This window comes from Nitratireductor aquimarinus, from assembly GCF_017255295.1.
Taxonomy (GTDB): domain Bacteria; phylum Pseudomonadota; class Alphaproteobacteria; order Rhizobiales; family Rhizobiaceae; genus Nitratireductor; species Nitratireductor aquimarinus.
This window is the reverse complement of the sequence record NZ_JAFKDE010000006.1, coordinates 342,377-368,494: the sequence shown is the minus strand read 5'-3', so window position 1 is coordinate 368,494 and position 26,118 is coordinate 342,377. Positions and strand designations below refer to the sequence as shown.

General features: G+C 57.3%; 18 protein-coding genes, 1 tRNA gene and 2 pseudogenes. 12 read left to right on the top strand and 9 right to left on the bottom strand.

What is annotated here, in order from left to right; genetic code table 11:
- Positions 1-271: 271 nt before the first annotated feature.
- The 6 genes from JYP46_RS12770 to JYP46_RS12745 all read left to right on the top strand — a co-directional run bounded on the left by JYP46_RS12770 (position 272) and on the right by JYP46_RS12745 (position 9,581).
- Positions 272-1,729, top strand: a complete 1,458-nt coding sequence (locus tag JYP46_RS12770; protein ID WP_206548297.1) for a hypothetical protein — start codon at positions 272-274, stop codon at positions 1,727-1,729.
- A 688-nt stretch (positions 1,730-2,417) separates the two neighbouring features.
- Entirely contained in the window at positions 2,418-2,591 is a 174-nt protein-coding gene (locus JYP46_RS12765) for a hypothetical protein (protein WP_206548296.1), read from the top strand.
- A complete protein-coding gene (locus tag JYP46_RS12760) occupies positions 2,581-4,611 on the top strand; it encodes an AAA family ATPase (RefSeq protein WP_206548295.1) in 2,031 nt (676 codons plus the stop codon). The genes JYP46_RS12765 and JYP46_RS12760 overlap by 11 nt, the downstream gene beginning before the upstream one ends.
- Positions 4,608-5,081: a DNA phosphorothioation-associated protein 4 gene (locus JYP46_RS12755; RefSeq protein ID WP_206548294.1), complete on the top strand. Its 474-nt coding sequence runs from the start codon at positions 4,608-4,610 to the stop codon at positions 5,079-5,081. Before JYP46_RS12760 ends, JYP46_RS12755 begins: the two co-directional genes overlap by 4 nt.
- The gene (locus tag JYP46_RS12750) at positions 5,082-7,253 is read left to right on the top strand and encodes a DEAD/DEAH box helicase family protein (RefSeq protein WP_206548293.1); all 2,172 of its coding nucleotides are present in this window, start codon (positions 5,082-5,084) and stop codon (positions 7,251-7,253) included. It begins immediately after the preceding gene.
- Positions 7,254-7,259: 6 nt separating this feature from the next.
- Positions 7,260-9,581 carry a GmrSD restriction endonuclease domain-containing protein gene (locus JYP46_RS12745; protein WP_206548292.1) on the top strand — a complete coding sequence of 774 codons (2,322 nt, stop codon included), beginning with the start codon at positions 7,260-7,262 and terminating at the stop codon, positions 9,579-9,581.
- Here JYP46_RS12745 and JYP46_RS12740 read toward each other — a convergent pair whose 3' ends face one another.
- Genes JYP46_RS12740 through JYP46_RS12730 form a run of 3 tightly spaced genes read right to left on the bottom strand, consistent with a single transcriptional unit; the run spans position 9,582 to position 14,754 of the window.
- On the bottom strand, positions 9,582-10,418 hold the full coding sequence (locus tag JYP46_RS12740) for a phosphoadenosine phosphosulfate reductase family protein (RefSeq protein ID WP_206548291.1): 837 nt from the start codon (positions 10,416-10,418) through the stop codon (positions 9,582-9,584).
- Positions 10,415-13,798, bottom strand: a complete 3,384-nt coding sequence (locus JYP46_RS12735; RefSeq protein WP_206548290.1) for an ATP-binding protein — start codon at positions 13,796-13,798, stop codon at positions 10,415-10,417. Before JYP46_RS12735 ends, JYP46_RS12740 begins: the two co-directional genes overlap by 4 nt.
- A complete protein-coding gene (locus JYP46_RS12730) occupies positions 13,798-14,754 on the bottom strand; it encodes a DUF4007 family protein (protein WP_206548289.1) in 957 nt (318 codons plus the stop codon). Before JYP46_RS12730 ends, JYP46_RS12735 begins: the two co-directional genes overlap by 1 nt.
- Positions 14,755-14,904: 150 nt before the next feature.
- Between JYP46_RS12730 and JYP46_RS12725 the strand changes: the two genes are divergently transcribed.
- Positions 14,905-16,086, top strand: coding sequence for a cysteine desulfurase family protein (locus tag JYP46_RS12725; protein WP_206548288.1), 1,182 nt, complete (start codon positions 14,905-14,907; stop codon positions 16,084-16,086).
- 180 nt (positions 16,087-16,266) lie between these two features.
- On the opposite strand, the pseudogene JYP46_RS12720 reads toward JYP46_RS12725, so the two are convergent.
- Positions 16,267-16,753: pseudogene (locus JYP46_RS12720) on the bottom strand (TetR/AcrR family transcriptional regulator).
- On the opposite strand from JYP46_RS12720, the pseudogene JYP46_RS12715 reads away from it, so the two are divergent.
- Positions 16,673-17,256, top strand: a pseudogene (locus JYP46_RS12715) (O-methyltransferase). The pseudogenes JYP46_RS12720 and JYP46_RS12715 sit on opposite strands and share 81 nt — an antisense overlap.
- Positions 17,253-18,137 (top strand): NAD(P)H-binding protein, encoded by an 885-nt coding sequence (locus JYP46_RS12710; RefSeq protein WP_206548287.1) that lies wholly within the window; start codon positions 17,253-17,255, stop codon positions 18,135-18,137. Before JYP46_RS12715 ends, JYP46_RS12710 begins: the two are co-directional and overlap by 4 nt.
- 552 nt (positions 18,138-18,689) lie before the next feature.
- Here the strand turns inward: JYP46_RS12710 and JYP46_RS12705 are convergent.
- Positions 18,690-20,423, bottom strand: a complete 1,734-nt coding sequence (locus tag JYP46_RS12705) for a site-specific integrase (protein ID WP_206548286.1) — start codon at positions 20,421-20,423, stop codon at positions 18,690-18,692.
- 264 nt (positions 20,424-20,687) lie between these two features.
- Positions 20,688-20,764, bottom strand: a tRNA-Met gene (locus tag JYP46_RS12700).
- A 230-nt stretch (positions 20,765-20,994) separates the two neighbouring features.
- Between JYP46_RS12700 and JYP46_RS12695 the strand changes: the two genes are divergently transcribed.
- A complete protein-coding gene (locus JYP46_RS12695; RefSeq protein WP_206544073.1) occupies positions 20,995-21,948 on the top strand; it encodes a Gfo/Idh/MocA family protein in 954 nt (317 codons plus the stop codon).
- Positions 21,949-22,064: 116 nt separating this feature from the next.
- Here JYP46_RS12695 and mnmA read toward each other — a convergent pair whose 3' ends face one another.
- Positions 22,065-23,249: a tRNA 2-thiouridine(34) synthase MnmA gene (gene mnmA, locus JYP46_RS12690; protein WP_206548285.1), complete on the bottom strand. Its 1,185-nt coding sequence runs from the start codon at positions 23,247-23,249 to the stop codon at positions 22,065-22,067.
- A 287-nt stretch (positions 23,250-23,536) separates the two neighbouring features.
- Here mnmA and sciP point away from each other — a divergent pair, with 287 nt between their 5' ends.
- Entirely contained in the window at positions 23,537-23,812 is a 276-nt protein-coding gene (gene sciP, locus JYP46_RS12685; protein ID WP_113155879.1) for a CtrA inhibitor SciP, read from the top strand.
- 201 nt (positions 23,813-24,013) lie between these two features.
- Here the strand turns inward: sciP and JYP46_RS12680 are convergent, their stop codons facing one another.
- Entirely contained in the window at positions 24,014-24,379 is a 366-nt protein-coding gene (locus JYP46_RS12680; RefSeq protein WP_206548284.1) for a flagellar export protein FliJ, read from the bottom strand.
- 442 nt (positions 24,380-24,821) lie between these two features.
- Between JYP46_RS12680 and ctrA the strand changes: the two genes are divergently transcribed.
- Complete coding sequence (gene ctrA / locus JYP46_RS12675; RefSeq protein ID WP_113155877.1) at positions 24,822-25,517, top strand: response regulator transcription factor CtrA; 696 nt, start codon at positions 24,822-24,824, stop codon at positions 25,515-25,517.
- Positions 25,518-25,672: 155 nt separating this feature from the next.
- On the opposite strand, the gene JYP46_RS12670 is transcribed toward ctrA, so the two are convergent.
- On the bottom strand, positions 25,673-26,041 hold the full coding sequence (locus JYP46_RS12670; RefSeq protein ID WP_204360832.1) for a response regulator: 369 nt from the start codon (positions 26,039-26,041) through the stop codon (positions 25,673-25,675).
- Between the last annotated feature and the right edge of the window lie 77 nt (positions 26,042-26,118).

Sequence of the window (26,118 nt, the reverse complement as noted above, 5' to 3'; positions counted from 1 at the left end):
GCCGACGCTGCAAGCGGGAAACTCTGGTCGGGCTACGCCCTCCCGACGTTCCCCGCTTGCAGCGCAAAGTGGACTACTTTTGCGCCGCCCAATGGCCGACTTTTACTCCGCCGTTGACACTCTGGTCAGTGGCCCTACCTTGGTCTCGCTTCTAGCGACACTCATCAGCCCTGTGACCGTCTTCGTGGGCGTAGCCGGCCTTGCATGGCTTGGAATGGGGCGTGGGTCACGGGTAGTCCGCAGCCAGTTGGCCGCCCGTCTTGGGGTACTTATGGCAGCACAAGGCGCGCAGCGACGAGAAACCGGTCTGGATCAATTCCTCACCGACATGCGCAAGTTGGACCGGGAACCGACCGGTTCTTTCGATTGGATGCCCGCGAAGGATCGCGCAGACATGCGCCAATGCGTTGCCGAGATCACCGGTCGTTTAGCAGGGCCACTTCCGGCACCAGCGGGACGGCCTCCGGAGCCTTGGTCTTCGAAGAAGATGATCACTGATTTCCCGGATGCGGTCGTCACATTGGGTCTGACCGCCGGCGAAATGCTCTGGCATGCCGCAGCGCTCGACCCCAACGTCATGGAAGCAGCCGATTTCTCTCGCTCCGAGGATATCGGCGACCCTATGGCCTTCGCCTGCAATGCCGCTGACTTCATTACTGCGGGTGCTGGATGGTCGCTGCGAGGCTACACGGCCGAGCGACTGGTCATGGACAAGCTGATCGCCGACGGCCACAACGTCCGCCTTGCCGAGGCGAGCAATACACCCGGTCTTGACCTCATCGTCGACGGGATGCCGGTCCAAGTCAAATGCGGGACGGCGCTATCGAACCTGACCGAGCATTTCGAGAAATACCCGGACATCCCGGTGATCGCCAATGCCGCCCTTGCAGAGGAGGCCATGGCAAGCGGCGCGCCATGGGCGCATCTGGTGACGACCCTTCCCGGTTTCGAAATTACCATGATCGAAGAGCAGATCGCAGAGACACTCGGTCATGCTGCCGATCTGGCTGACCCGGACGTTCTGCAATTCGCACTTTCCGTGGGCGTGCTTCGCGGTGGCATTGAGGTCGCCAGGGGAAGAGTCCCTGTCTCCGACCTGCCAGCCTGGCTCATTCTCGATGGCGCCTCGCGCGGCTTGCTCACCTTCGCAGGCGGCAATGCCGGGACGTGGTTCGGCCTGGTTGCGATCGGTCCCGCCGGTGCGCTCATCCTTGGTCCAGCGATCGGCGCCGCCGCTCTCCTAGGGAACAACACCCTGAAGGGTTACGCCGAGAAAATGCTCATGGCAGATTGGAGCTTGGATCTCCAACTAGCCGCAGACGGCCTCCATGGGAGTATCATTAGGGCCTTGGAGCACCGCATCGCCCGGCTGGAAGAAAGAACTGGGGCATTTGCGAGGAATGCGTTGAGATCTGAAGTCGATGCGTGGATGGTGCGGCGGGCTCAGGATGATTTGATCGCCGCCCTGGAAGACCGCGCGAGTCTCATCATGTCTCGCTCGAAGGGTGAGAGCGATGCTATCGGGTTGCTGTTCAGCGCGCGCGATATTACGCCCGCAGACGCTGCTGTCCTGTCACGGATTCATGATGTCGAACAGATAATTGCCCGGAAGCCAGACCTGACGGCTGCCATGATCGAAACGGGGCGCCCCGCCGGCGACCTACTACGATCACGACTGAATAAGCTTTGGTTCAATCGCCGTCCACCTAAGGAACATGAAGGCGATTAGCGGTCAGCTGTAGCGTGAGATAGCCAATTTCTTCCGCATACGGCCCTTAGCTGCCGATTAGCGGACAACAAATGTATGTCCGCTTTGCGCCCCATTCAAGCCGTTCAACAAACCTTCGCGGTTGCCCATGAGCGGACATTGATGCAGCAGCCGGCAAACGCACTGTTCGGTGAGAAGATACTCAAAATGTACGGTCGCTCGCGATGGGATGAGCGTGGAAGCCCTCAAAGATTTCGCCATTCCTTAGGCAAATCGGGCTGGAAGGCATTTCATGATCTGGTAACGGTACGGTTTACGGCGATAGCGCGTTCTGCGTGACGATTTCACCCATAAAGTCGTACTGTATCAGATCGCCGATGGTCCTGTCTTCCCACATCATCCCGCTTCAATTCGTTGTTGCTGGTACTTCCAATGTACGTCGATGCTTCAGGAGGTCCTAGTCAGGCTGGTCAAATTCACGGAGCTTGACCGCGTTGCACTGTCTGCTGGGCATCTGCTTGCGGCGATCGCTCTACCTGTGACCCCTGGCCCAAACTGACCGACCGTTTACAATAACAGGACCCTGCCGCGCGCATGGGACCTGCATTCAAGGGGGTATTTTCCGGTAAGATCAAGGATTCCAAACTGGTTGCATTTTATACGGTCGTCTGCAATCTTCAATCGGAGAAGAATGGGCGGGAGGGGCGAAGTGCAAGAATACGACGATTCTCAGGGCGAGTATGAACCGATCATCAGAGAAATAATTACACTTGAACGATCTTATTTCTTTGAAAAGCGCAACGTAAAGACAGAACGTCAGCGAAAAATGCGTGAAATTATTGAGCGCCACACCGCTGCAAAGGGTAGTGGCGATGATACTTGATGAGATAAGATTGCAAGATTTCCGTTGTTTTTACGGCGAATGCAAGATTGAGTTCTCGACTAACAAGGACAAGAACGTCACACTCATATATGCGGAAAATGGGGTCGGCAAAACGACTTTGCTGAACGCACTCCTTTGGTGCTTCTACGGGGAAACGACGAGCAGGTTCGAAAAGAAGGAAGACATCCTTAACTATGATGCCAAGAAGGAGGGGCGGTCCCTCGCCATGGTTGAGGTACTGTTCGAACACAATGGCAGCCACTATATCGCCAAGCGGTTCTTTCGCGGGGGCAACGCTTCCGATGACGGGCGCACCTTTGTCGTAGCGCGGTTCGACCGGGGCGGCCAGGTCGATATCTCTTCGCCCGATACCTTTATCAATACCGTTATTCCGCGTGATATGGCCGCCCATTTCCTGTTCGACGGCGAGCATGCGGAGGTTTTCCTCGGTGAGAAGAACCGCGCATCGATTCGCGGTGCCGTGAGAGACATCCTAGGATGCTCGCTGATCGAGACGGCCATTGATGACCTGCAGGCAATCTCAAGCCAGTTTCGTAAACAAATCCCATCAACGCCTGCGACGAAGAAAATCGAAGAACTCAACAACCGCATGGACGCCCTCGGTTCGCAGATCGATGCGGCCAGGGAGGAAATCGCTCGTCTTGAAAAATCGCGGCGGCTCACGGAAGAGCAAATAGGCGATATCGACACGAAGCTCCGCAACACCGCAGCAGCGAAGGAATTGCAGCGCAGTCGTGAAAGGCTGACCGAGCAAATGCGGCGTGTTGAAAAGAGACAGAAAGAGGCCTCGGACGAGGTCTATAAGTGGCTTGGCGAGAACGGCCGCTTCATCGTGTCCAAAAAGATCACGGAAGAGACTTTCGACTTCCTGAACGACGAATCCCATCGCGGCCGCATCCCGTCTCCCTATAACGAGGAGTTCGTAAAGGATGTTCTCGAAGCCGAGACCTGTATATGCGGTGCTCATCTGACACCTGGTAGCGAAGCCGCAAAGAAGGTTGCAAAATTGCTCGAACGGGCCGCAAATCAGGTTATGCGCGACCGGATAGCCAAGGTTCGCGGCCGCCTGAGCAGTCTCAAGTCAGAGCGCGCGAAAGCACCTAACAGGTTGGTGCGCGCGAAAGGGCGCCTTGCAGAAGCAAACGAAGAATTTGCAAGCATTGAAGCGCAACTTGGCGAGATTCACGACAAGCTGAAAGGCATCAATTTTGGCGATATTGCCGCGCGCGAGGAACGGCGGGAAGGATTGCGTAAGGAACTTTCCGAAATCGACCGGAGCATAGGCGCCTTTGGCACCGGTATCAGCAATGCTGAACGCGAAAGAGCGCAAATTGATCGCGATATCAATGCGCTTGCACAGCAGGACAACCAAACTGCCATCTACGCCAAGAGGCGCAATCTTTGTGAATCCATAAAGGGCACGTTGGAGCTGCAACTTGTCGAGGAAGAAAACCTTGCCAGGAAGGTGTTGCGCGCGGGCATAAAGAAAATTCTCGAAGCTACGACGCGAAAGGCGCTGAATTTGTGTATGTCGGACGACTACGGCATCAGTTTGGTCAATTCCGATGGAATAACGTTACCCAAATCCAGCGGTGAAAACCAACTTCTCGGATTGGCCTTTACCGCCGCGCTCGTCGAGTTCGCTAAAATCCGAGAAAACGCGCAGGATTACAAGCTGCTGCCCGGAACGATTGCGCCGCTAGTGCTCGACTCACCATTCGGCCAGCTTGACGAATCGTATCGCCACACGACGGCCGAGTTTATCCCCAAAATGTCGCGACAGGTGGTGTTGCTGCTCTCGCGGTCGCAAGGCTCAGAAGAGGTGTTGTCCGCGCTGCAAAACCATATCGGCGCGGAATACCTGCTCGTGCGCCACAATCGTGACCCTATCGGCGAAAGAAAACCGGAAAGCCGGTATTTTAAGGGTGAGGAGTACCGCACTGCTGTGTTCGACTCGGACTATGACGGCACGGAAATCGTAAAGGTGGCAGCAGCATGAGCAGCAGGGCACCGAACATAAATCGAAGCCGGGTCCATGAGGACATGGTCCAGCGCCTAGCTATTACCAAGCTCCCCGGAACCGACAGAACTCTCTTCTCAACGATTCGTGAGCTTTTGTGTTTCGCCGCGCTACTTGGCTATTCGGAGGGGCGCCGATTGCCACTCGATCCCAACACCGGCACAGAAGACGTCTCCTACCAGCAATTTGAAAGAGGGGATGCAGAGGACCTCATCTACCTCATCGCGCTTGCGGAAACGAAAGACCCTGAAATCCTGAAGGATGGCGAGGAAGGCCGCTGTGCGAAAATCTTCGAAGAGTACGCTAACGGCGGCTTTCAAATCGTCCGGGACGCCATGCTACGCAGCGGCGGCGAATATCCAGATCGGGATATTCTGGAGCTACTCAAGAAGAGCGGCTATCTCAATATCGACGAGTCCGAACCTGACATAGAAGGGATCACCTTCTAGATGTTGCGTGATCTGCAATATCAGGGTGTCTACAAGTCCGATCTCGATAACATACTGGAGGACTTCTATTTTCCTGCGCTCTCGGTCGCTAATCATTTTGACCGTGCAGTCGGGTATTTTTCGGCATCGACCATAAGTTACGCCGCCCAGGCTTTGTCGGTCTTTGTCAAGAACGGCGGGCAGATACGTCTGATCCTCGGCGCGTTCTCCGATGCGCAGGACATCGAGGCCATTAAGGAAGGCCACAGGCAGAAAGACATATCGGAGAAGATTGGCGCGGAACTGCTCGGTCACATTGTCAATGTCAGCGACGACCTTTTCCAGAACCGCTTTGAAACGCTGGCGTGGCTAGTGGCGCACGGGAGGCTAGAAGTCAAAATCGCACTTCGCGAGCGCGGCATGTTTCACGACAAGATCGGCATTATTGGTGATACGGCCGGTGACAAACTCGTATTCGCGGGATCGGCCAACGAAAGCACGCATGCGCTGCTGCCGACATTCAACTACGAGTCGATCAATGTTTTTCCAAACTGGCGGCCTGAGCTAGAGGCCTACTACAAACCGCATATCGAGAGCTTCGAGCGGCTTTGGCGCAATGAAAGTCGGGCAACTGCCGTCATCGACATACCGACTGCCGTCAACGAAAAGCTGATCTCGACGGCAAGGTCGCTGACCTATACGCCCGATCCTGAGATCGAGGCTGCGATTGCAGCGCGTGTGCGCGACAGGATCCAAGGTACAACCAGCACGACATCTTCGAAACCGAAAGAGCCTACCACCATCAACGGGCGGCCCTTCAAGATGCTACCGCACCAGATCGCGGCACTTGATGCATGGAAGGCCAAGGGCGATTTTCAGGGAACGTTCGATCTGGCCACCGGCGCCGGCAAGACGATCACCTCCATCCATGCAATCGTGAAGCTGTCAGAGCGTGTTGACGGCCTCGCCTGCGTCATCGCCGTGCCGTATCAGAACCTCGCCGACCAGTGGGGCGATATTCTCTCATCGTTCAATATCTATCCGGTCCGCTGCTATGTTTCGCGGGCGAACTGGCTGGAAAAGCTTCGGAACGTCGTTCACGAGTTAGTTATGGGCAGCCGAAAATTCGCAGCAATCGTCGTTGTGAATCGGACTCTCAAAGGCCCGGAGTTTCAGGAGTGCATCAAGCAGATCAACGGAAATCGCCTTCTATGGATCGGTGATGAGTGCCATCACCACACCTCGAAAGCCTATGAAGGATTTTTGCCCGAGCATGCACGCTTTCGGATTGGCTTGTCTGCGACGCCCGAACACTATCTTGACGAAGAACGCAATGAGCGACTCGCCGACTACTATGGTGAAATCGTATCGCGCTACACACTGAAACAAGCGATCACCGACAAGGTGCTTACGCCTTATATGTACTACCCGCGTCTAGTCGAACTGACGGAAGCCGAGGCAGACGAGTTTGTCGATGTGTCAGAGCAGATCGGGCGCATCATGGCGCGGCAGGACGGCGCGAAAGGTATCGCATCCAATCCACAACTGACCGCCATGCTGATGAGACGGGCAAGATTGGTGGGATCGGCCGCGAACAAAATGGCTGCGCTCGACAAGGCAATCGAAGCCGTCAAGCCGTGTCCGCACACACTCTTCTATTGCGGCGACGGCACGGTCGAATTCGACGAAGAACTCGACAACGAATCCGAATCCGAAAGCGTCGCGCAAGGTCAAAGACAGGTTGAAGCAGTCAGTACGTTACTTCACCGTCGAGGTTGGGATGTGTCGCGCTTTACCTCGCGCGAATCCCGAAAAGAGAGAGACTCCATTCTGGAGAATTTCCGGATCGGCATCATTGACGCGATGGTGGCAATCCGCTGCCTCGACGAGGGCATCGATGTGCCGGCCTGTAGCACGGCCTATATCCTGGCCAGCTCGCGCGATCCGCGCCAGTTCGTCCAGCGCCGCGGCAGGATTTTGCGGCGTTCTCCGGGAAAGGAATTGGCCACGATACACGACTTTGTTGTCGTGCTCCCGCAAGATTACGAGACCGATTCCGAATATGCCAAGCGGCTGATAAAATCGGAGCTTGGGCGCGTGGCAGAATTCTCCTCACTATCCGAGAACAGGTCAGAGGCCTATGAAGTTCTGTCGCCGGCTCTTAGAAATTATGATCTTGAACATATGATATAATAACTGATGATGAAGAGTATTAAAAATCTATTTGAAGCAAAAGCTGCAAGCCCATCCGAAACTGCCATGCTGTACAATGGCGGCATTGGATTTAGAATTCCCGAGTACCAGCGTCAGTATGACTGGTCGCAGGACAACATTAACCGCCTGCTTTGCGATTGCCTGAGCGGGTTTTTCCGGCTTGGGACAAGCCCGAATGCCGACGCATTTACATTCTTGGGCACGTTGATCCTTGTCGAAGAGGGCACAAATGAGCCGGACTTCGCCGGGACGTCGGTTGCTGTCGTAGATGGACAACAGCGACTAACGACTCTGACTCTTCTTGCATGCGCACTGACAGAGAGCATCCGGCAGCATGCCGAGAAGCTCCAAACTTTGCCGTTAGATCAGCAGGTGAAAAGCTGGCTTGAGGCAGAAGTGGATGCGCGCCTCGAAGAGCTGTTCGTCAGCGCGATCGGCCTGCAAAACATCCGCGGTAGAAAGACATTCCCCTTTCCCCGGATCATACGGGCGGAAGACAGCCGTGGCCGTTCGAAAACCACCTCTGAATTTCGCTCTCCGCTTGCCAGGTTTTTGGACGCGTTTTCCGACTACGTCGATCGAGACGATGTCGAATTCGTCCCACCGGCGCTAGGGAGCGGCGTGCACGCAAAAAAGCTCGCGCTAAACTATCAGCACATAAAAGGTCTCGTTGCGGGCTTGAATGATGCCGAATGGTATGAAGATACTGAGTGTGAGCAGGTGTCTATCGATGATGTCGCACGGGAAGGCTATAAAGGCCTGTTTCAGCGGCTCGACGACTTAATCGCTGATATGTCCACGCGGGACAAGGCGCTAGCGCAGGTCGGAAAGACAGAGGACTGCCATCCGTTAGTGAGGACGCTTCTGTTCGGATCTTACTTTTCGAACTGTATTGTCCTAACGCGCGTAAAGACCGCCGATGAGAGCGCTGCTTTTGATATATTCGATGCGCTGAATACGACCGGCGAGCCTTTGACGGCGCTGGAAACCCTCAAGCCACGGGTCATAGCATATGAGAAGGCGCGAAGTGGGTTTAGCGGCTCTGCATCCGAAGCAGCCATCGAGCGGATAACGGCGGCTATAGACAACAAGTACGTCGAAACCTCCAGGAAACAATCCGAAACGAAGGACCTGGTCGTTAGTTTCGCCCTGCTTCTCGATGGCACGAAGCTGCCTGAGAACCTGGCAGCACAGCGAAATTTTCTACGGACAAGATACGACAAGGCGACGGCAATATCGGGACAGCGAGCGGAGAGCTTCGTGGCTTCACTGGCCGATATGGCGGAGTTTAGAAGCTATTACTGGACTCACGAAGGCATTGAAGAACTGGCCCGCTTCCATTCACCGTCGACGCTCGATCAGGCCCAGCTCCTCATGTCGGTAATCAGGGACATGAAGACGAAGTTGGCGTTGCCGATACTAGCGCGGTACTGGCGCGCCGATCTAAAGACGAACGGCGAGGCGGACTTTGTGAACGTCCTCAAGGCGTTAACAGCATTTCTCATGATACGCCGCGCGGCATCAGGCGGGACGTCAGGTATCGATTCTGACTTCCGTGCAATCATGGCGCCTGCGGTAGGCTCGGGATCGAGCAAGAAGTTTGGCCTTTACGCCGGCGTTGATCACGCCAACAAGCTTCTCACCATAGATGAACTGAAAACTGCGTTCAGGACACTGCTATCGAGCGGGAAATACAAGATCACTGGCAAGGACGGATGGGTAGGGCAGGTGGTCGATAACCCGCTCTACCAACAATCCCGCGAACTGGTCCGCTTTATGATGCTCGTAGCGGCGCATCAGGCGGCGCCTTCTACAGCCGGACCAGGTTGCTGGGACAAGGCGGGCATAAAAATCAGCTCCCACACGAACGACTTTCTCAATTTCAAGACGTGGCGCAGCGAGCTATACGAGACCGTCGAGCATGTCGCCCCGGACAGCGATCGCAAGAGCGGCTGGGACAGCGACATATACAAGAACAACATTTTACGTCACTCCATCGGCAATCTATGCCTGCTGCCGAAGAAGGAAAACTCGGCGATCGGCAATGATAGCTGGAGCAAGAAGCGGGCGTTCTATCTCGCTCTGACAGAAACGACGCCGTCCGATCAGCAAAAACGGATCGACGAGGCAACGGCGCTCGGTATCAGTTTTTCAAAGAAGACGGCCGAGCTGCTGAAGAGCGGCGAGCGCCTTTCCCTGCTTGATCCGCTTCGGGACGTCGATAAATGGACCAAGGATGTGATCGAGGCCCGCGGCAAGAATATCGGAAATCTGAACTGGGACTATCTTTGGCCGTGGCTTAATTGACTACTTGTGGCACGCGAGACATGCCTTGGCCTGTCCATAGAGGTCGTCGATGTCGAGCGGATCATCGTCGGGCCGAAGCGGATTGACGATGACTCCGGCCTTCGATCTTCTAACACGCTCGGCGTGATCGGCCTTGATTTGCTTTATGCGCTCCGGCTGTTCCAAGTCGTCAAGTGACTCCCCTTGGCTCCAAGTGAACGGAGACCCGCCGTCGAGCGCGGTCTTCTCATATCGTTTGGCTTCTTCAAATGCTTCGGGATGCTGCTCGCGCAATCTGACCCACTCGATCTTCTGCTGGAAAAAGCAGAACGTGCAGCCGCTGCGCGTGCGCCAGCTATAATATTTCGGAAGCCCTAGCCCCGACGAGTCAAGCAGTTCAAGAACGCCTGCCTTGTCGATACCCGCTTCCTTGAAGGGGAGGCGCACGGTGAGATTCTCGTGCTTTGACGTATAGCCTTCGCGGTACTCCTCGTCACTGCGAATGGCGACGTAGGAGTAAACTTTCGTTCCTTCCGCCAGCATCGGCTTGATCCACATCTCAAACGGGCGGAGCTTGAGCTGCCTCGTGCACCAGCGCGTCTGCGCGGAGGGCAGGAAGGAATTGTACTGCTTGAGCCAGAAATCAAAATCCCTGTCGGGATTTAGCCTTTTAATCGGCTTTCCGAGCGCCCCCTCAAGCCGGCCCAAGAACTCATAGACTTCGGGTAACTCCTTGCCCGTGTCGGTGAAGAAATACTCAACTTCGATTTCGGGATGATAGTGGCGCATATAGACGGCCAATGCCGCGCTGTCGCGCCCCCCGGAAAGTCCGAGTACATGCCTTTCCTGCCCCGTCATTGCGCTACCGCCTTTTCGTGCCCTGTCTTTTCGGTGCCCTCGTCGCGGATGATTTCTGCGGAAATTTCTGCCAATGCGGCCAGGACTACCGATTTCCGTGCGCCTTGTTGCTTCTCCAGGGCCTTTCGTAGATCGGTCACGACCGCCCAGACGCTTTCAAGGTCGGCATCACTAACATCGAACTCGTCAACGAGCGGAGCGGGACGGCCCCCGATACCGACAACGACTGCCATGGCATGACGCTTGTCGGGCCGGCCCTTAACACGCGCAAAGGCCTCCGATTTATTGAAACGCTGGGCGAATTCGGCAAGCCGGACCGATGCCTTGTCCAGATCACTGTCGATCCAGCTCCTAGATGGCTTGCTTACAACAAAGCCCGCCAGGCCTTCGATGTCGGTGATGGTGCCCTGATATTCCGATAGCCGGTTGACGAATGCATTGAGATCAAAGTCGCCGCCAAGGTCCCGGACGTTCTCGGCGCGTGCCCTTAGGTCGGCCAGCGCTTGGGAGGATCTGTTAGGGACTTGAAGTTCGGTGAGTGTGGTGTCCGCCAACCGCTCAAGCATCTGCGGATAGGCCCGCACCATTTCTTCGAGCGCGTCGCGGACGCGGCCGATAATGCGCTCAAAGCCGTCATCAGATTCCAGGTCGTGGCCTGAACCTGCGAGTTGTGGCAGGTCGTTGAAAATGAACTGGTTGGGGTCCCTTGCCCGTTTGAACAAGTCCCGGATTTTTATGGCGTTCGCAGACAGCCGCATGGTTCGTTGCGTCCAGTGCGGCAGGCTTGTGTAGATCGATATTAAGCCACGACCCACATCGATAGGTTCCAGATTTTGAAGACTGTTGGCATCATCAAGGTCTCGGACGATCGTGGCGAGGCCGGACAGCAGGCGCCGTGCGACATCACTGAGATTCATCCAGCGGAGCTGGATATCGCGTGCGTCCTTCGCCAGATAGTCCACATCAAGATCGGTAAAGCGTGCCTGAAAAACACCTTGCCTGTAGAGCGCTACGTCATTGCGGTTTGAAAGGATAAACGAGACCGCCAAGACGGGCATCATGCCGTCCTTGACCCCGAATGGCGCAGAACGCCAAAGGTCGTACACTTCCGCTAGCGATATCGGCCGTTCTTCCCGCTCAAGCAGATAGGCAGATGTAGCGTCCCAAAGAGGGCAGAGCCGCGCCTTGTCTGACTCCGGATGCGGCGGGACAAACCGCCAACCATCCTCGATCTTAGCGTAAAGACCGGAGTCGCTGAGAATGGACTCGAACATGCCGCCTTCGGCAGGGTAGCCGGCAATTCCAAGCCTTTCCTGGCCTTCATTGTCCACCATTCTGCGAAGAAGTGCGTTCTGGCCAGCGACCGCGTTGGTTGAGGGCTTGATACGGTTTAGCAATTCGTTGTTCAGCACCGGGCAAAGCGGATATTGCTTGTCGGCAAGATCAGAGGCGAGGCCGTTCAGCTCGTCCTGCATGAGCGGCTTGGGGCTGTGCTGCTTCTGAAACCATTGCGCGCCGTCAAAGGCACGCTGGAGTTCTTGCTCAAGCTGGGCTTGCAGGCTCACGATCCGAGCGTTGATCTCACGCCGTGCTACAGCGTCTCCTTGCAGCTCGGTGTGGGCGTTTCGGACATGCTCAAGCGCGAGTAGTTCATGGGAGAGGTTGTTGATCGACCATGACCGTGAAGACAGCCCGACGATTATATCGTGCTTTCCCGAAAGTCGCGCTGCGCGTTTGCACAACTCTTTCGCGGCATCTTCGCTCTCGCCAAGGGTAGGTATAGCAAGGAGGAACAGGCCAATCGTGCTTGGCCCCGGTTCAAACTCCGTAGCAGTCCGTATTACATCGGCGAGCGGTGCGATCTCGACATCGAACCAGCGCAGCGCGCCGGTCTCGTGATAGTGGCGCTTTGCCATGACCGGCTGAAGACTCGCCAGAGTACGGAGCTGCTCGAAATCGACGCCATCAATGTCACCAAGAGCGCGGTCCGTCGCGGTTTCGATATCAAAGTCGCTGCCGGCATAGACCGCGTACCCGCCGAGGAATTTGCGGTAGGCGACAAGGGACCAGTTCGATAGCTGTTTGAGCATTGAGCGCAGGTCGGTCTTGGACAGGCGCGGGAACGCTGCCGACAGCAGCTCCTCACTCGCGACAAGGCCGGAACGGTCCTTGAAGAGATCGACAAGTGAAATGACTTTCAGAAGACCAATATGGGATGCGTCCCCGCCGATAGCTTCGCATCGTTCGATTGCCTCTACCGCTATGGACCAGCGGTGACCGTCAGGAGAAGCAAGAATGGAAGGCTCCAGATTAAGCTGGAGGTAGTCCCAAAGGCGGTCCGGCGTATAGAGATCGCGGTCATTCGCGCGCCGGAGAAAGTCCTGGAAGCCATGCGGTTCAGCCGAATTGAGAAAGCCAAAGATACTGCGCTGGTTCTGCCCGAACCGGCGCCTTGAAATCGGCCCAAGCAACGCAGCCGTGATCGGGTGGAGAGGCCAGCAATCGGACAGCGCCGCATCGAGAAATTCCGAAACCCCGGACTTTCGGGACTGGACCTCTTTGGCGACCCTCGCGGCAAGCGCAACGTGGGGCTTCGGCGGGGCTTCTGACGAAATTGCCCGTGAGATAAGATCAATCTGCTCTTCACCGGCAGCGTTCACAACAAGGTCGACAAAGCGGCCCTGAACTTTAGACCACTCGTCCCGGAAATCTCTCGACAGGCGGTTCGCGTATTCTTCAAATGCCTGATGCAAAACCCCGACGACGATCAGGCGCCCTTCGCTGCGCGATGCGGCTTCAGCGAGCTGCTGGAACAGATAGACATCGCCTTCGCCCTGTGAAGCGCCTTCAAGGAGCTTGCCCATCTCGTCGATAAACAGGATTACGCCGCCGCGGCTTTTGTCGGCGGCAGCCTCGACCAAGGTATCGATAATGGATTGTCCGTCCCACGTATTCTTGCGGCGCCCTGGCGCAAGCCCTGCAGAAACCAGCGCCTCTCCGATAACACGGGAGGCATCATCGCGGCGGCCGACCGCAGCTACCGTCTGCCAGCCCTTCTCTCCAGCGCCGAACCTGGTCCGTATTTCGCTTGCGGCAGGCTCCCTGATCCCGGAAAGCGCCAATGCGCGCAAGGTTTTGTCTGCGCCCAACAGGGCGCTTAGCGCCACAGCAAGGCTGGACTTGCCGCTGCCATAGGGGCCAGTCCAGGTGAACGCGCCCTGATTCGTCTCGTCCACGTGCCTTGCCATTGCCGACAGAACATCCACGGACGACTGCGGACAAATAAAACCATCAAGCGACTCCGGCTGGCCAAGGTCTACGTCAATTCGGATGGCGCGCTGGAAACGAGGGGCTATATAGGCCTGCTCGATAAGACTCATTACGCTGCCCTCCTTCGGTCGCGCACGCGGAAGTCAGCGTCCACCAGGCCCAGGGCCGCTTCGACATCCAGTTCCGATGAGCGAATTACTTGTTTCAATCCGGCGGTTTCCGACCACCGCAAAAGACCGTCTGTCGCATCCTCGATCTCCGCAAGCCGGTCTGCGAGGTCGCCTTCATCCAAGGCAAATACACGCCCCGGAGAGCCGGGCGCATGCGCGATTGCTTCAAACGACAAGGTCTTTGAGTTCGCGTATCGCTGCCAAAAATCAATCAGCGCATATGCGAACACGCCATCGCCAAGCGTGGCCTTGGGGCCGCGCACAAACCGAAATCCGTCCTTCTTTCCTGTGGCGCGGACCAGCCCGAGTTCGGTCAGCGGCGATTCAAGGGCGTCTTCATGGGAGAGGTGGGTTGACCCTGCCTTGGCGGCATAGGTGCGCACGAAACACTCGACGTCTCGCTTGACAGTAGCCGGCGATACCCGCGGCCACCCCCTGTCGTTGGCGATCGAAAGCAGCCCTTTGGCCAATGTTTCACGCTCGAAGGTCAGGTGAGAGAAATGGCTGAACGCCCAAAACCATGTCGTCCTGTCCGCGCGCCCGCAAAGCCACCAATGAAGTGTCCACAGCGTCGCCGGCGACTCCATATAGGGGTCAAGCCCGTCCTTCCCGAATAACTTATGCCCGAGCGGCCTGATGCAAACCTGATTGGCGGAAGCATCACCAATGATGCCGCAGGCAGCAGCCCAATAGCGCATCGAAGCGACCATATTTTTGCCGACGCCGAAACGAGCAATAGAGTTAGCATCCGAAAAGATGTTCTTACTTGCGATATCTTTGCCGTCTTCGGTGACAGCATCATATACTTTCTTGAGCCATCCATATCGCAGTGGAAATGTCTCATGGCCGGAAAATAGCGGCTTGTAGTCGTCCTCGAAAAATGGCCCCTTAGACATCGTCCCTCACTGGATGGTTCGTCCAGCTCGACTTTAGCCTCTTTGCCGTGCTACGGTCAAATGGAAAGCTGGAACGACCCGCCAGATTTTCGTTTGCTGCTGAGAATTGGCGCTGATTAACGGTTGTCGCGATTAACTTATTGAAAAGAAATGAAAACTGAACGGACGATCTATTTCGACTATCAAGCCTCGACGCCGGTCGATCCGGTCGTTCTGCAGGAAATGTTGCCGTTTTTTCACGAATCGTTTGCGAATCCGCATGCGGCCAATCACGCAGCTGGATGGGAAGCAGATGCTGCCTTTCGCGAGGCGCAGGACAGGCTGGCGAAACTGATTGGCTGCGATGCGGACGAGATCATCTTTACATCTGGAGCGACAGAGTCAAACAATCTGGCGATACTCGGTTTGCGCGGCAATGTTGCGACGACTAAACGAAATATAATAGTTACGACAAGTATTGAGCATAAGAGCGTCTTAGATCCGTGCCGAGTGATGAAGGAAGAATATGATTCTAAATTTACAATATGCCAGGTCGATCGTTGCGGAAGATTGGATTTAGATCATCTGGAGAGCTTGCTATCCGACCAAGTTATGCTTTTGACGATTGGGGCTGTGAACGGCGAAATCGGGACTATCCAGTATTTTAAAGAGATCTACAGTCTCGCATCGCGCTTTGGCGTCTTGGTCCATCTGGACGGCGCACAGATGCCTTTGGCCAGTGATATGTCCGATGCGTGCCGGCATGCTGATATGATCAGCCTGTCAGGGCACAAGATGTATGGTCCAAAAGGAATTGGTTGCCTTTTCATCCGGCGTGATTTGCAGCGCCAGATCGTACCGCTGGTGTTCGGGGGGGGGCAGCAGAACGGTCTGCGGTCCGGCACCTTGCCGGTCCCTCTTTGTGTTGGAATGGGCGCTGCCGCGGATCTGCTTGGACGCGTGCCGGATGAACGGGCGTCGGTTCGCTCCTTAACCCGGAAACTGTGGCAAGAGCTGCGGAAATTAGGCCATGAGATCGTTTTGAATGGCGCTCCCATTGATGAACGGCATCCGGGCAACATGAATGTACGATTTCCCGGTTTCGAGGCCGAGGAAATACTGAGCGCGCTTCAACCTGATTTGGCCATCTCGACAGGTTCAGCGTGTACATCCGGTACCATGGAACCCTCCCACGTATTGCGCGGCATCGGTCTGACCGAAGACCAGGCGCGATCTGCACTGCGGTTTAGTTTAGGGCGCCTGACCACCGAGGACGAAATTGCGCGAGCGGCGGAACTTGTCGATAAGACGCTAAAGCGCCTTGAGTTCGCGGGTTTGAAGCAAAACGCCTGAGGCGTCCTCCCTCTGAGCGTCCCTCGATCTTGGTCTTTCCTGCCTGAGCGCTTCTGGACGCTGGAGCTAAGGGTGCAGCCGTTCGACAAGGGGCCGCTCACTCGGCTGCAATGCGCTTCCAACTCTCCAGCTCCGTCAAACACCTCATCCTGGTGTCCACGAAACCGGCGGCAGGCCAGTTCACCGTCCGGTTCGGGAGACTGACGAAGCAGGGCGGTCTCCGCCATTGCCAGCATGGTTCGAGAGCGACACCAGATACGCGCAGAACATATCCGCCATCGCGTCCGCATACGCCGCGATCTCCTCGTCCGTTCGTTCGATCTCGGGGAAGCTGCTGCCCACCTGAGTCAGCGTCGCCTTCGGGCGCATCGCGGTAGAGCGGGGCCGCGTCCCACAGCGCCGTCCGGCTTTTATTCTTCAGGATGCTGCGCAGCAACTTGCTCGTACGGTGCCATTCGTCACTCTGAAGGCGGAACAGGATTGCCGCCTTGTTCGGGAAGTACTGATAGAGCGAACCCACGCTCACGCCCGCCCGTTCCGCCACTCGGGCAGTGGTGAACCGGGCAGCTCCTTCCGTCCGCAAAACTTGAACAGCCGCGACGAGGTTGTTGGCGCGCGCCTGGTCCGCAGCCGCACCGAATACGCCGAATACGGCCGCATGAAGTATGTGCCGCTCGCAGTCTCGCGCCGAACCGGTGACTGCTCTACATGCTGGCGCGGTCGTCGCGCGCCATGTCGATTGTCGAGTTTGGCACCTCGTTCGACCTGTCTGCGATCTGCCTGGCATCCGCATTGCGCGACAATGGCGGCGGCCGGCTCGTGACCAGCGAGGTCGAGCCTTCTAAGATCGCGCGCGCCAGGATCAATCTCACTGATGCAGGCCTCGCTGATCTCGTCGAGTTCCGGGACGGCGACGCGCTCGATACGCTGTCGCGCGACCTGCCTTACAGTGTGGACCTACTGCTGCTCGATGGCGCCAAGGCGCTCTATCCCAACATTCTCGACCTCGTCGCCCCGCGGCTGCACGCCGGTGCGCTGATCGTCGCAGACAATTCCGATTTCTGCCCGCACTATCTGGAGCGCGTTCGATCGCCAGATAGCGGCTACCTCTCGGTGTCGTTCGCCAACGATGTCGAACTCTCGATCCGCCTCTACGGAGAATCGTCATGATCGTCGTCACCGCTCCCACGAGCCACATCGGAAGTAAGGTCGTGAATAACCTTCTCGACGTGAGCATATCCTTGCGTCTTGTAGTGCGGGGCGTCACCAAGCCGTCCGCCGCCATTCGAGATCGTACGGAAGTCGTCGAGGGATCTCATGGCGACGCTTCGGTCGTCGGGCACGCATTCGAAGGGGCCGACGCCGTGTTCTGGCTCGCTCCGCCCGACCCTGCAAAGACGCTGGAGGAAGCCTTTATCGAATTCACGCGTCCTGCCGCGGAAGCGATCCGCCACCATGGAGTGCTGCGGGTTGTTTCCATCACCGCGCTCGGGCGCGGCACCCACTGGCAGGATCGGGCCGGCCCGGTCACAGCTTCGATCCGGATGGACGATATGCTGATGGCCAGCGGCGCCGCATTTCGCGGGCTGGCTATGCCTTCCTTCATGGAGAACACTGCCCGGCAGGCCGTGTCTATCGGGAAGGAGGGCTTGTTCTTCGGTCCGATCGGGCCCGACCGGAAGCTGCCCCTCACCGCGACCCGCGACATGGCTGCTGTCGCCGCACGCCTGCTCGGCAACGCCTTATGGCATGGTCAGGAGGAAGTGCCGGTGCTGGGGCCGAAAGACCTGTCGTTCGATGACCAGGCCGCAATTGTTTCGGACGTTATCGGGCGCGAGGTGCGCTACCAGCAGATTTCGTTCGATCGGTTCAAGCAGCAGTTTCTCGATCGCGGCGCAAGCGAGTCGTTCGCTCAAGGCTATGTCGACATGTATCGCGCCAAGGACGAAGGCATCGATAACGCCACGCTCCGCACTTCGGAGAATACCGTGCCGACAAGCTTCCGGATGTTCTGCGAGCAGGTTCTGAAGCCGGCCGTCGCTTCCTCATGATCCTGTTCCGGGTCGAGTGTTCCTAAGACGACCGGTCCATCACGGAGAAACAGGAACAATGTCCCTTGTCCGAAGGATGATCGGCTCACCGCGATAATCCCTGTTAACGCGCGTCCATCTTTTCATCGCGAGGCATCGCATTTCTGGACCGCCGGGCACATCCCGCGCAAGGGCGGCTAGCGGATGTCCTAAGGTAGCTCAGCTATGGCTTAGTTGAGGTCGCTTGCTGAACGGCAGTTATCTGCCGAGCACGCCAGGGCCGGACTGTCTGGATACGGCCCCTCTACGGTCATTCGTGCCGACCGCAGCAAATGTTCGCTCTCCGCCCGTTCCAGACTTTTGCGTTGTCGAGATGGCCGACAGCTTTCAGCGCGCGGGAATGGAGACGCGAACGACCGAGGTGAAGGCGCGCTCCGTCAGAGTTGAGCGGCTATCTAATGGCTGCGTTTCCAGTTCCTCCAACCAGAAGTGAATAGGCAGCTTCCCAACATAGTTCAGAAATCGGGTCGATTACTTCACACCGCACCCGCCGCTCGTTTCTGTGCAAGCGGGTCACTTTAATTCGCTCAACCGTTCTTGATAATATGCCGACCAGTTCTGCTGCTGTAACCAAGGTTTCAGCACCACCAGATCACCGCAATTCACACGTTCCTTGGCGGCCAGAAGAATGGGCGTTATCGCATCAAGTGCGGGGGACGCTGCCTGCTCGAAATGCTGTAAGTCTCGGGTCGTTAGGCGATGCTTCATGCCATAGCGAGCAGGGGTGTCCGACTTCGGTGAGTGTCCCATCAAGCGCTTTCGCGTGACGTCCTTGATTTTGGTGTTGTCGATCAGATCAGCGAACCAGTGCCGCGTGGAATAGAGTGTCACTTCCTTGCGGGCGATGCCTGTTTTCTTCTTCAGATACTGCCAGCTCTTTGTGATCGGCTGCCCCCAGCGCATTTCGCCATTTGGCTTGGGATAGGGCTCCCATTCCGGGAAGAGATAGGGGCATCCAAGCTGCTTCAACTCGTCCACCCGTTCAAGGAGACCCAGATCAAGGATCAGTGGGTGAAGGGGGACGACGCGCTGCGACGACGGGGTCTTGAAACGCTTCACATCTTTCTTGGCCACGCGGCCTTTGGAGGGGTCAAAACCTCTGAGGTAGAGGTAGTGAATTCCGTCTCGCTCCGCGATGTCGTTCAGTTCCAGCTGTCCCAGCTCGCCTGGCCGCAGGCCTGTCAAAAGCAACAGAAGGTAGGCCCAGTAAAGGTGCGACTGGATGAAATATTTTCCTGGTTGCCATATCCGCTTGTCGCTTTGGCATCCCGTGAAGAGCGGTTGCGAAAAGATTTTCGCGATTTCGCTGTCATCGAACGAGTCCCGGGGCAGGGAGGTGAGATTGTTTTCACTGACATGGCTGAACACGGGCTTGGGGTGAGGGTAGTGTCCCCGTTCAATCAGCCAGTCAAAGAATTTCGACAGGGCGTTATGATAGCCGTTGCGCAGCCGTGTTTCGGTCAACCGATCAAGGCGCGACCATCCATGCTTCTTTGCATAGAGGTACCTCTCTGCCAGTGTTTGTGCATGCTCTTTGGGAACGTTGCGCCTGTTTGGAATGTCGGGGAGCATCTGATCGAGCTCGAGCACCTTGCGCTTGTCAAACCTGGCGACGACCGGATCATCCATGATGTCGATCAGGAACTGTACGACCAGTTGGATAGCTGAGCGGGCATCCGCGTTGCCGCCATTCGTCACATCCTCTTCAACGTATTCCTGCAGCGCCTGAGAGAAGGTGAGCGGATCGGCCTCTGGCGCAGGGGGATGTGCAACAGGCTCCTCGAGAACGTCGATGGGGACTTCCGGCTCGCTCGCTGACGGAGTGATGCGGGCTTCACGGGCCATTGGATCATGCCATGCGGCGATTGTATCAGGCTGAGAGGGAATGGCGGGAGAATGATGTGCAGATGCCTGAAAGCTGGCGGGTACTGCGCCCATTTGGATGGCTGCCTGCATGTCGGCCCTGCCGCGTTCATAAGCTTGAACCCTGTCGCGCTGACGCAGGAACGTCTCGGCATCCAGATTCTGGTTCACGAAACGGTTCAGCAGGGCGGTGAAGTCAGGCTCGATCATGTCGGGATCGCACTGGGCGGCCAGCGCCCGACGCTTCAGGTTCTTCAGCATCTCCTCGTAGTTGCGCCGTGCCTGAAGCCGTTCTTCAGAAAGAGGCCATGGATCCAGCAGATATTTTCGCAGTTCGCCCACGTTCTTCTGAAAGAGCGATACGTAGTTCGCGCTGTCGTTCATTCTGTGAATCCAGCCCAGGTGCTCTGAAAGTCGAATACGCGCCTGACGATAGTCGCTGGTTCTTAACGAGACTCTATAGAGCTGCTTGCCCAGGAGGAGGGATGTGACGGGATTCAACCGAACCTGAAGGTAATAGCGTCCTTCACGGCGAGAAAGGTAGGAAGCGCAAGCCATGGCATCTCCGCGTACATTTGTGCGAGATGTCTCACAGTTTCTGGAACCTCTGTTCCTTGTAACTGGTTGATATTGCTTGCGTAATCAAAATGGTAGCGGAGGAGGGATTCGAACCCCCGACACAAGGATTATGATTCCTCTGCTCTAACCGACTGAGCTACTCCGCCAACCGAGGACAAAAACAGCTGCGTCGGCTGCGAGTCCGTTGCCTCAAGAAGACGCGCGGATATAAGGTGGCTGTGTCTGCCCTGTCAAGCGGGGTTCTTCGTTTCTTGGGGGAATTTGTCGTGGCTGTCGAATTCCCTTAAGAAAGGGCCGGGTTTTCCCTGGCAGGGTTGAGTCGCGGGTGCGGCGTCTGTATGTGTTTTCAGCGCCAAAATCTCGGGCGAAGGATTTGATGAAACCGCGTATTGCAGTACTCGGATGTGGCTATTGGGGCTCAAACCACATTCGCACGCTTAAGTCTCTTGGAGTGCTGGCAGCCGTCTCCGACGCCAATGAGGCGCGGGCCGAGGGCTTCGCCAGTGAGCATGATTGCGTCGCAATCTCCCCGGAGGCGCTCTTCGAGCACGACGATATCGATGCAATCGTTCTGGCCCTGCCGCCGCAGTACCACGCCGAATATGCCATCCGCGCCATGCAGGCCGGCAAGGACGTTCTTGTGGAAAAGCCGATCGCGCTGACCGTCGACGACGCCAAGCGCGCGGTCGCCGTTGCGCGCGAGACCGGGCGCATCATCATGGTGGGTCATGTGCTGCGCTTCCACCCGGCTTTCGAGAAGCTCAAGGAGCTGATCGACAAGGGCGATCTCGGCGAAATCCGCTATATTCATTCGCATCGTCTCGGCCTTGGCAAGTTTCACACCGAGAATGACGCCCTGTGGGATCTGGCGCCGCACGATCTCTCGATGATTCTCGCGCTGACCGGCGTTGCGCCGGAAGAGGTGCGCGGCGAGGGCGCGGCGCTGCTCGACCACCTGAGCGACTTCGCGCATCTGCACATGCGCTTTCCCGGCGGTCTGCGCAGCCATTTGTTCACCTCGCGCCTCAACCCCTATCGCGAACGCCGCCTGACGGTGGTTGGCGACAAGGCGATGGCCGTGTTCGACGATGTCGAGCCATGGGGGCGCAAGCTTGCCGTCTATCGGCATGCGGTCTGGCATGACAGCGGTCACTGGGCGTTCACGACCAATGAACCGACCTATGTGGATGTGGAAGAGGGAATGCCGCTCACGCGTGAGCTGCAGCATTTCATCGACTGTATTGAGACCCGCAAGGAGCCTCGCACCACCGGTGAAGAGGCAATCGAGGTTCTGCGCATTCTCACGGCAGGCTCCGTCACCCACGGCTGACGGGCGCTGCCTTTCAGGCGCGATCGTGATCAATCACGCGCCCGTGCGGGCGCGTGTGCGCTGCTGATTTCAGAAAAATGCAGGCTGGTTTGGCGTGAAGTGCGGCGCAGGGCGCTCTACGCGCCCTGACCAGCCATGGTTGAAAGGCGCGTGAGCTGCGCTTCGGCTTCGGTGCCGCGCTCGGAGCGCTCGATGAAGCCGCCGCCATAGACGCGGGCCTCATTGCCGTCGTCGGAGTAGAGCACGCAGGCCTGGCCCGGTGCGACGCCGGCTTCGCCTTCCGTCAGTTCGACCCAGGTGACGCCGTCTTCATGGTGAAGCACCGCAGGGCGGGGCGGCCGCGTGGAGCGAACCTTCGCAAACACTTCCATGCCGCCCCTGGGAAGCTCGCCAAGCGGTCCGTCGCCCAGCCAGTTCACCTGGCGCAGGAAAACCTTGTGCGTCTCGAGCGCCTCGCGCGGGCCGACAATCACGCGCGCATTCTCTGCGTCCAGATGCACCACATAGAGCGGCTCGCCGGTCGCGACGCCGATGCCGCGGCGCTGGCCGATCGTGTAATGCATCACGCCGTCATGGCGGCCGAGCCTGCGCCCGTCCAGATGCACGATCTCGCCCGGTGTGGCGGCTTCCGGCTTCAGCTTGCTGATGATGTCGGAATATTTGCCGCGTGGCACGAAGCAGATGTCCTGGCTGTCCTGCTTGGTGGCGACGCTCAGGCCCATCTCTTCGGCGATGGCGCGAACCTCGGGCTTGGAGAGCCCGCCCAGCGGGAAGCGCAGATAGTCGATCTGCTCCTGCGTGGTGGCGAACAGGAAATAGCTCTGATCGCGCTCGGCATCCACGGGGCGCGTGAGCGCACGGTGAGCGCCATTGGCGCGGCTGCGGATATAGTGGCCGGTGGCCAGCGCATCCGCGCCAAGCTCGCGGGCGGTTTCCAGAAGATCGGCGAACTTGACGGTCTGGTTGCACGAAACGCAGGGGATCGGTGTTTCACCGGCCACATAGCTCTGCGCAAACGGATCGATCACGGCCTCGCGGAAGCGCTGCTCGTAATTCAGCACGTAATGCGGAATGCCAAGCGTCTCGGAAACGCGGCGCGCATCATCGATGTCTTGACCCGCGCAGCATGATCCGGGGCGGTGAGCCGCCTCGCCATGATCGTAGAGCTGAAGGGTGACGCCAACCACGTCGTAGCCTTGTTTCGCAAGAATGCCGGCAACAACGGAGGAGTCTACGCCGCCCGACATCGCCACCACGATTCGGCAGTCCTGCGGGCGTCCGGGCAGGTCGAGGCTGTTCATTCGCTAGGTCTTCTTTGTCTTTATCGTGGCCGATTACATGCCAATGCGGCGAATATAGGTCAAGGATCGGGCCACCGCCACCCTGATAGGTTAACGCCCCTTTTGCCTGCAAACCCCAGCTTTTCCAAGGGGTCCGGAGCGTTTCCGGCGCAATTTGAAACAAATCTCAGGCAAATCCCTAACGCGGGATTCATGTCCGTTACCGTATGCTTACCATGTGCTTAGGCAAATTTTAAAGCCGGCGCACTAGCTTGTGAAACGGGTCTTGAGTTCAGGTAGAGAGTACTATGACCGAAATGGTTCGACCACGCGTAAAATATGTCATCGGCCCGGATGGCAGCCCGCTGACTGTTGCGGACTTGCCTCCGAGCAATACGCGCAGGTGGGTTATCCGTCGCAAGGCGGAAGTGGTTGCCGCAGTACGCGGCGGGCTTTTGAGCCTTGAGGAAGCTTGTCAGCGCTATCGTCTGACGGTGGAGGAGTTCCTCTCATGGCAGGCTTCTATCGAGGATCATGGCCTTGCAGGTCTGCGCACGACGCGGATCCAGCAATACAGGCATTGATCGGCTTTCGGAGCGCTTCTCTTCGCTAGAAGGGGCGGGCCGACTTCCAGTCAAAACCGTAAAAAAGGCCGGCGCTCGTCGCCGGCCTTTTTGCGTTCCGGGTTTCAGTCTGTGGATTCCTGAACGCTGAACGCAAAAAAAAACGGCAGGGGATAACCCTGCCGCCTCGTGCAGAATGCGGTGTGGCGTGAGCGTAAAGGTCTAGCCGGTCATCGCGCGCGAGGGCGCGGCATCCGGGCGGGTGCGGTTTTCAAGCGCTTCGGCCTTGGCGAGCTCGGCTTCAGCCTCGTTCAGCTCTGCTTCGGCGCTCTTGCGCTGCTCGACCAGTTCAGCCTGGGAGGTGCGCAGATTGTCGCGGCGCAGGCGAGCGGCCTTTGCGAAGGTCGGGTAGGCGAAGTGATTGAGGTCGGTAATGCCCGCCTTCGTTTCTTCGGAGACGATCTGCGCTTCCAGTTCCGCCGCCATGCGGTCGAATTCTGCGATCATCGTATCCAGCTGCGCCATCCGGCGCCGCTTCTCATTGACCTGAAACTGCTTCAGACGGACGAGATTTTCACGCGGCTTCATGCTCGTTACTCCCACAATACGCACACACCAGCGCCTCGCGGCGGCTGTCCGTCCCTTTTACGCCGGGTCGGAATACAAATGCTAAACGCACTTAGGAAACAAAATCCTAAGATTTAGCTTTCCCGGTAACCATTCGTTTACGGGCATTGTTAATCATATGGGTGATGGCTTAAGGCGCGGTAAAGATTGTGCGTGAGGAGCCGTAATTTGATTGCGTGGAGAGTCGGTTAGCGTAAATTTCTAATGCAATTTGCGTTGTCCAGGAGCGGAAATTTCACCATTGGAATCAAACCGGTGCCTTCAAAAGCTAAAAGGGGATTCTGGCGCTTGCCAGAACGAATTAGATTTTGTTAACCATTAACTGGCAGCCTCCGATTCAGGCAATCATTGCTTCGGTGCCGGGTGCCTGCCAGGCCGGGTCGGCGGCGAGAAGGGGATAAAGATGCGCGTTCTGCTGATTGAAGACGACAGTGCCACGGCACAGAGCATTGAGTTGATGCTCAAGTCTGAGAGCTTCAATGTCTATACGACGGACCTCGGTGAAGAGGGCGTCGATCTCGGCAAGCTCTATGACTACGATATTATTCTGCTCGACCTTAATCTGCCGGACATGTCCGGTTATGAGGTCCTGCGGACGTTGCGCCTTTCCAAGGTCAAGACGCCTATTCTCATTCTGTCCGGCATGGCCGGCATTGAGGACAAGGTGCGCGGCCTGGGCTTCGGCGCGGACGATTACATGACCAAGCCGTTCCACAAGGACGAGCTGGTTGCGCGTATTCACGCAATTGTGCGTCGCTCCAAGGGGCATGCGCAGTCGGTCATCACCACGGGCGATCTCATCGTCAATCTCGACGCCAAGACGGTCGAGGTTGGTGGTCAGCGCGTTCACCTGACCGGCAAGGAATACCAGATGCTGGAGCTGCTTTCGCTCCGCAAGGGAACGACGCTCACCAAGGAAATGTTCCTGAACCACCTCTATGGTGGCATGGATGAGCCGGAACTGAAGATCATCGACGTGTTCATCTGCAAGCTTCGCAAGAAGCTGGATGCAGCGTCCGGCGGGCAGAACTTCATCGAGACGGTCTGGGGCCGTGGCTATGTGCTGCGTGAACCCGAGGAAGTCCGCGAAAGCGCCTGATCCGCTTCAAATCCCCTTGGAACGCGCAAAACCCGGCCGCGAGGCCGGGTTTTTCTTGTTGCGTACTCGTTTTCGGAAATTCCGGGCAGGGGCGTCGCCCGCAGGGCGCCAGAACATGCCTCGCAAGAACACGCCTCATCTGCCGGAGAGCGCTCTCAGGCGGCCGACTGGAATTCGCGGAACTGCTCCAGAAGCTGGGTGCGGGTGAAGGGCTTGAGCATGTAGCCCTTTGCGCCGGCGCGCTTGGCGCGCATGATCGCGCCCAGATCGAGCTCGGCAAGGCACAGAAGGATGTAGGGCTTGAATTCGGCTGGCAGCGCCATCAGCTGTCTGACCAGTTCGCTGGAAGCCATGTCCGGCAGTGAGCTGTCGACGATGATGATGTCGGCCATGTCGTGTGCAGACAGGTTGATCGCTTCCTGGCCGGTCGCGGCTTCGGTCACCATCATGTCCGCACTCGTCAGAATGCGCTTGGCGACTTTCCGGATCACACTGGAATCGTCAACGATCAGGCAGCGAGCCATTTTCATGTCCTTTCATGCAAAGCCGGTGCCGCTGATTAGACGACAGAAAGAACTATGGCCCGCTGCAGGTAAAGCTG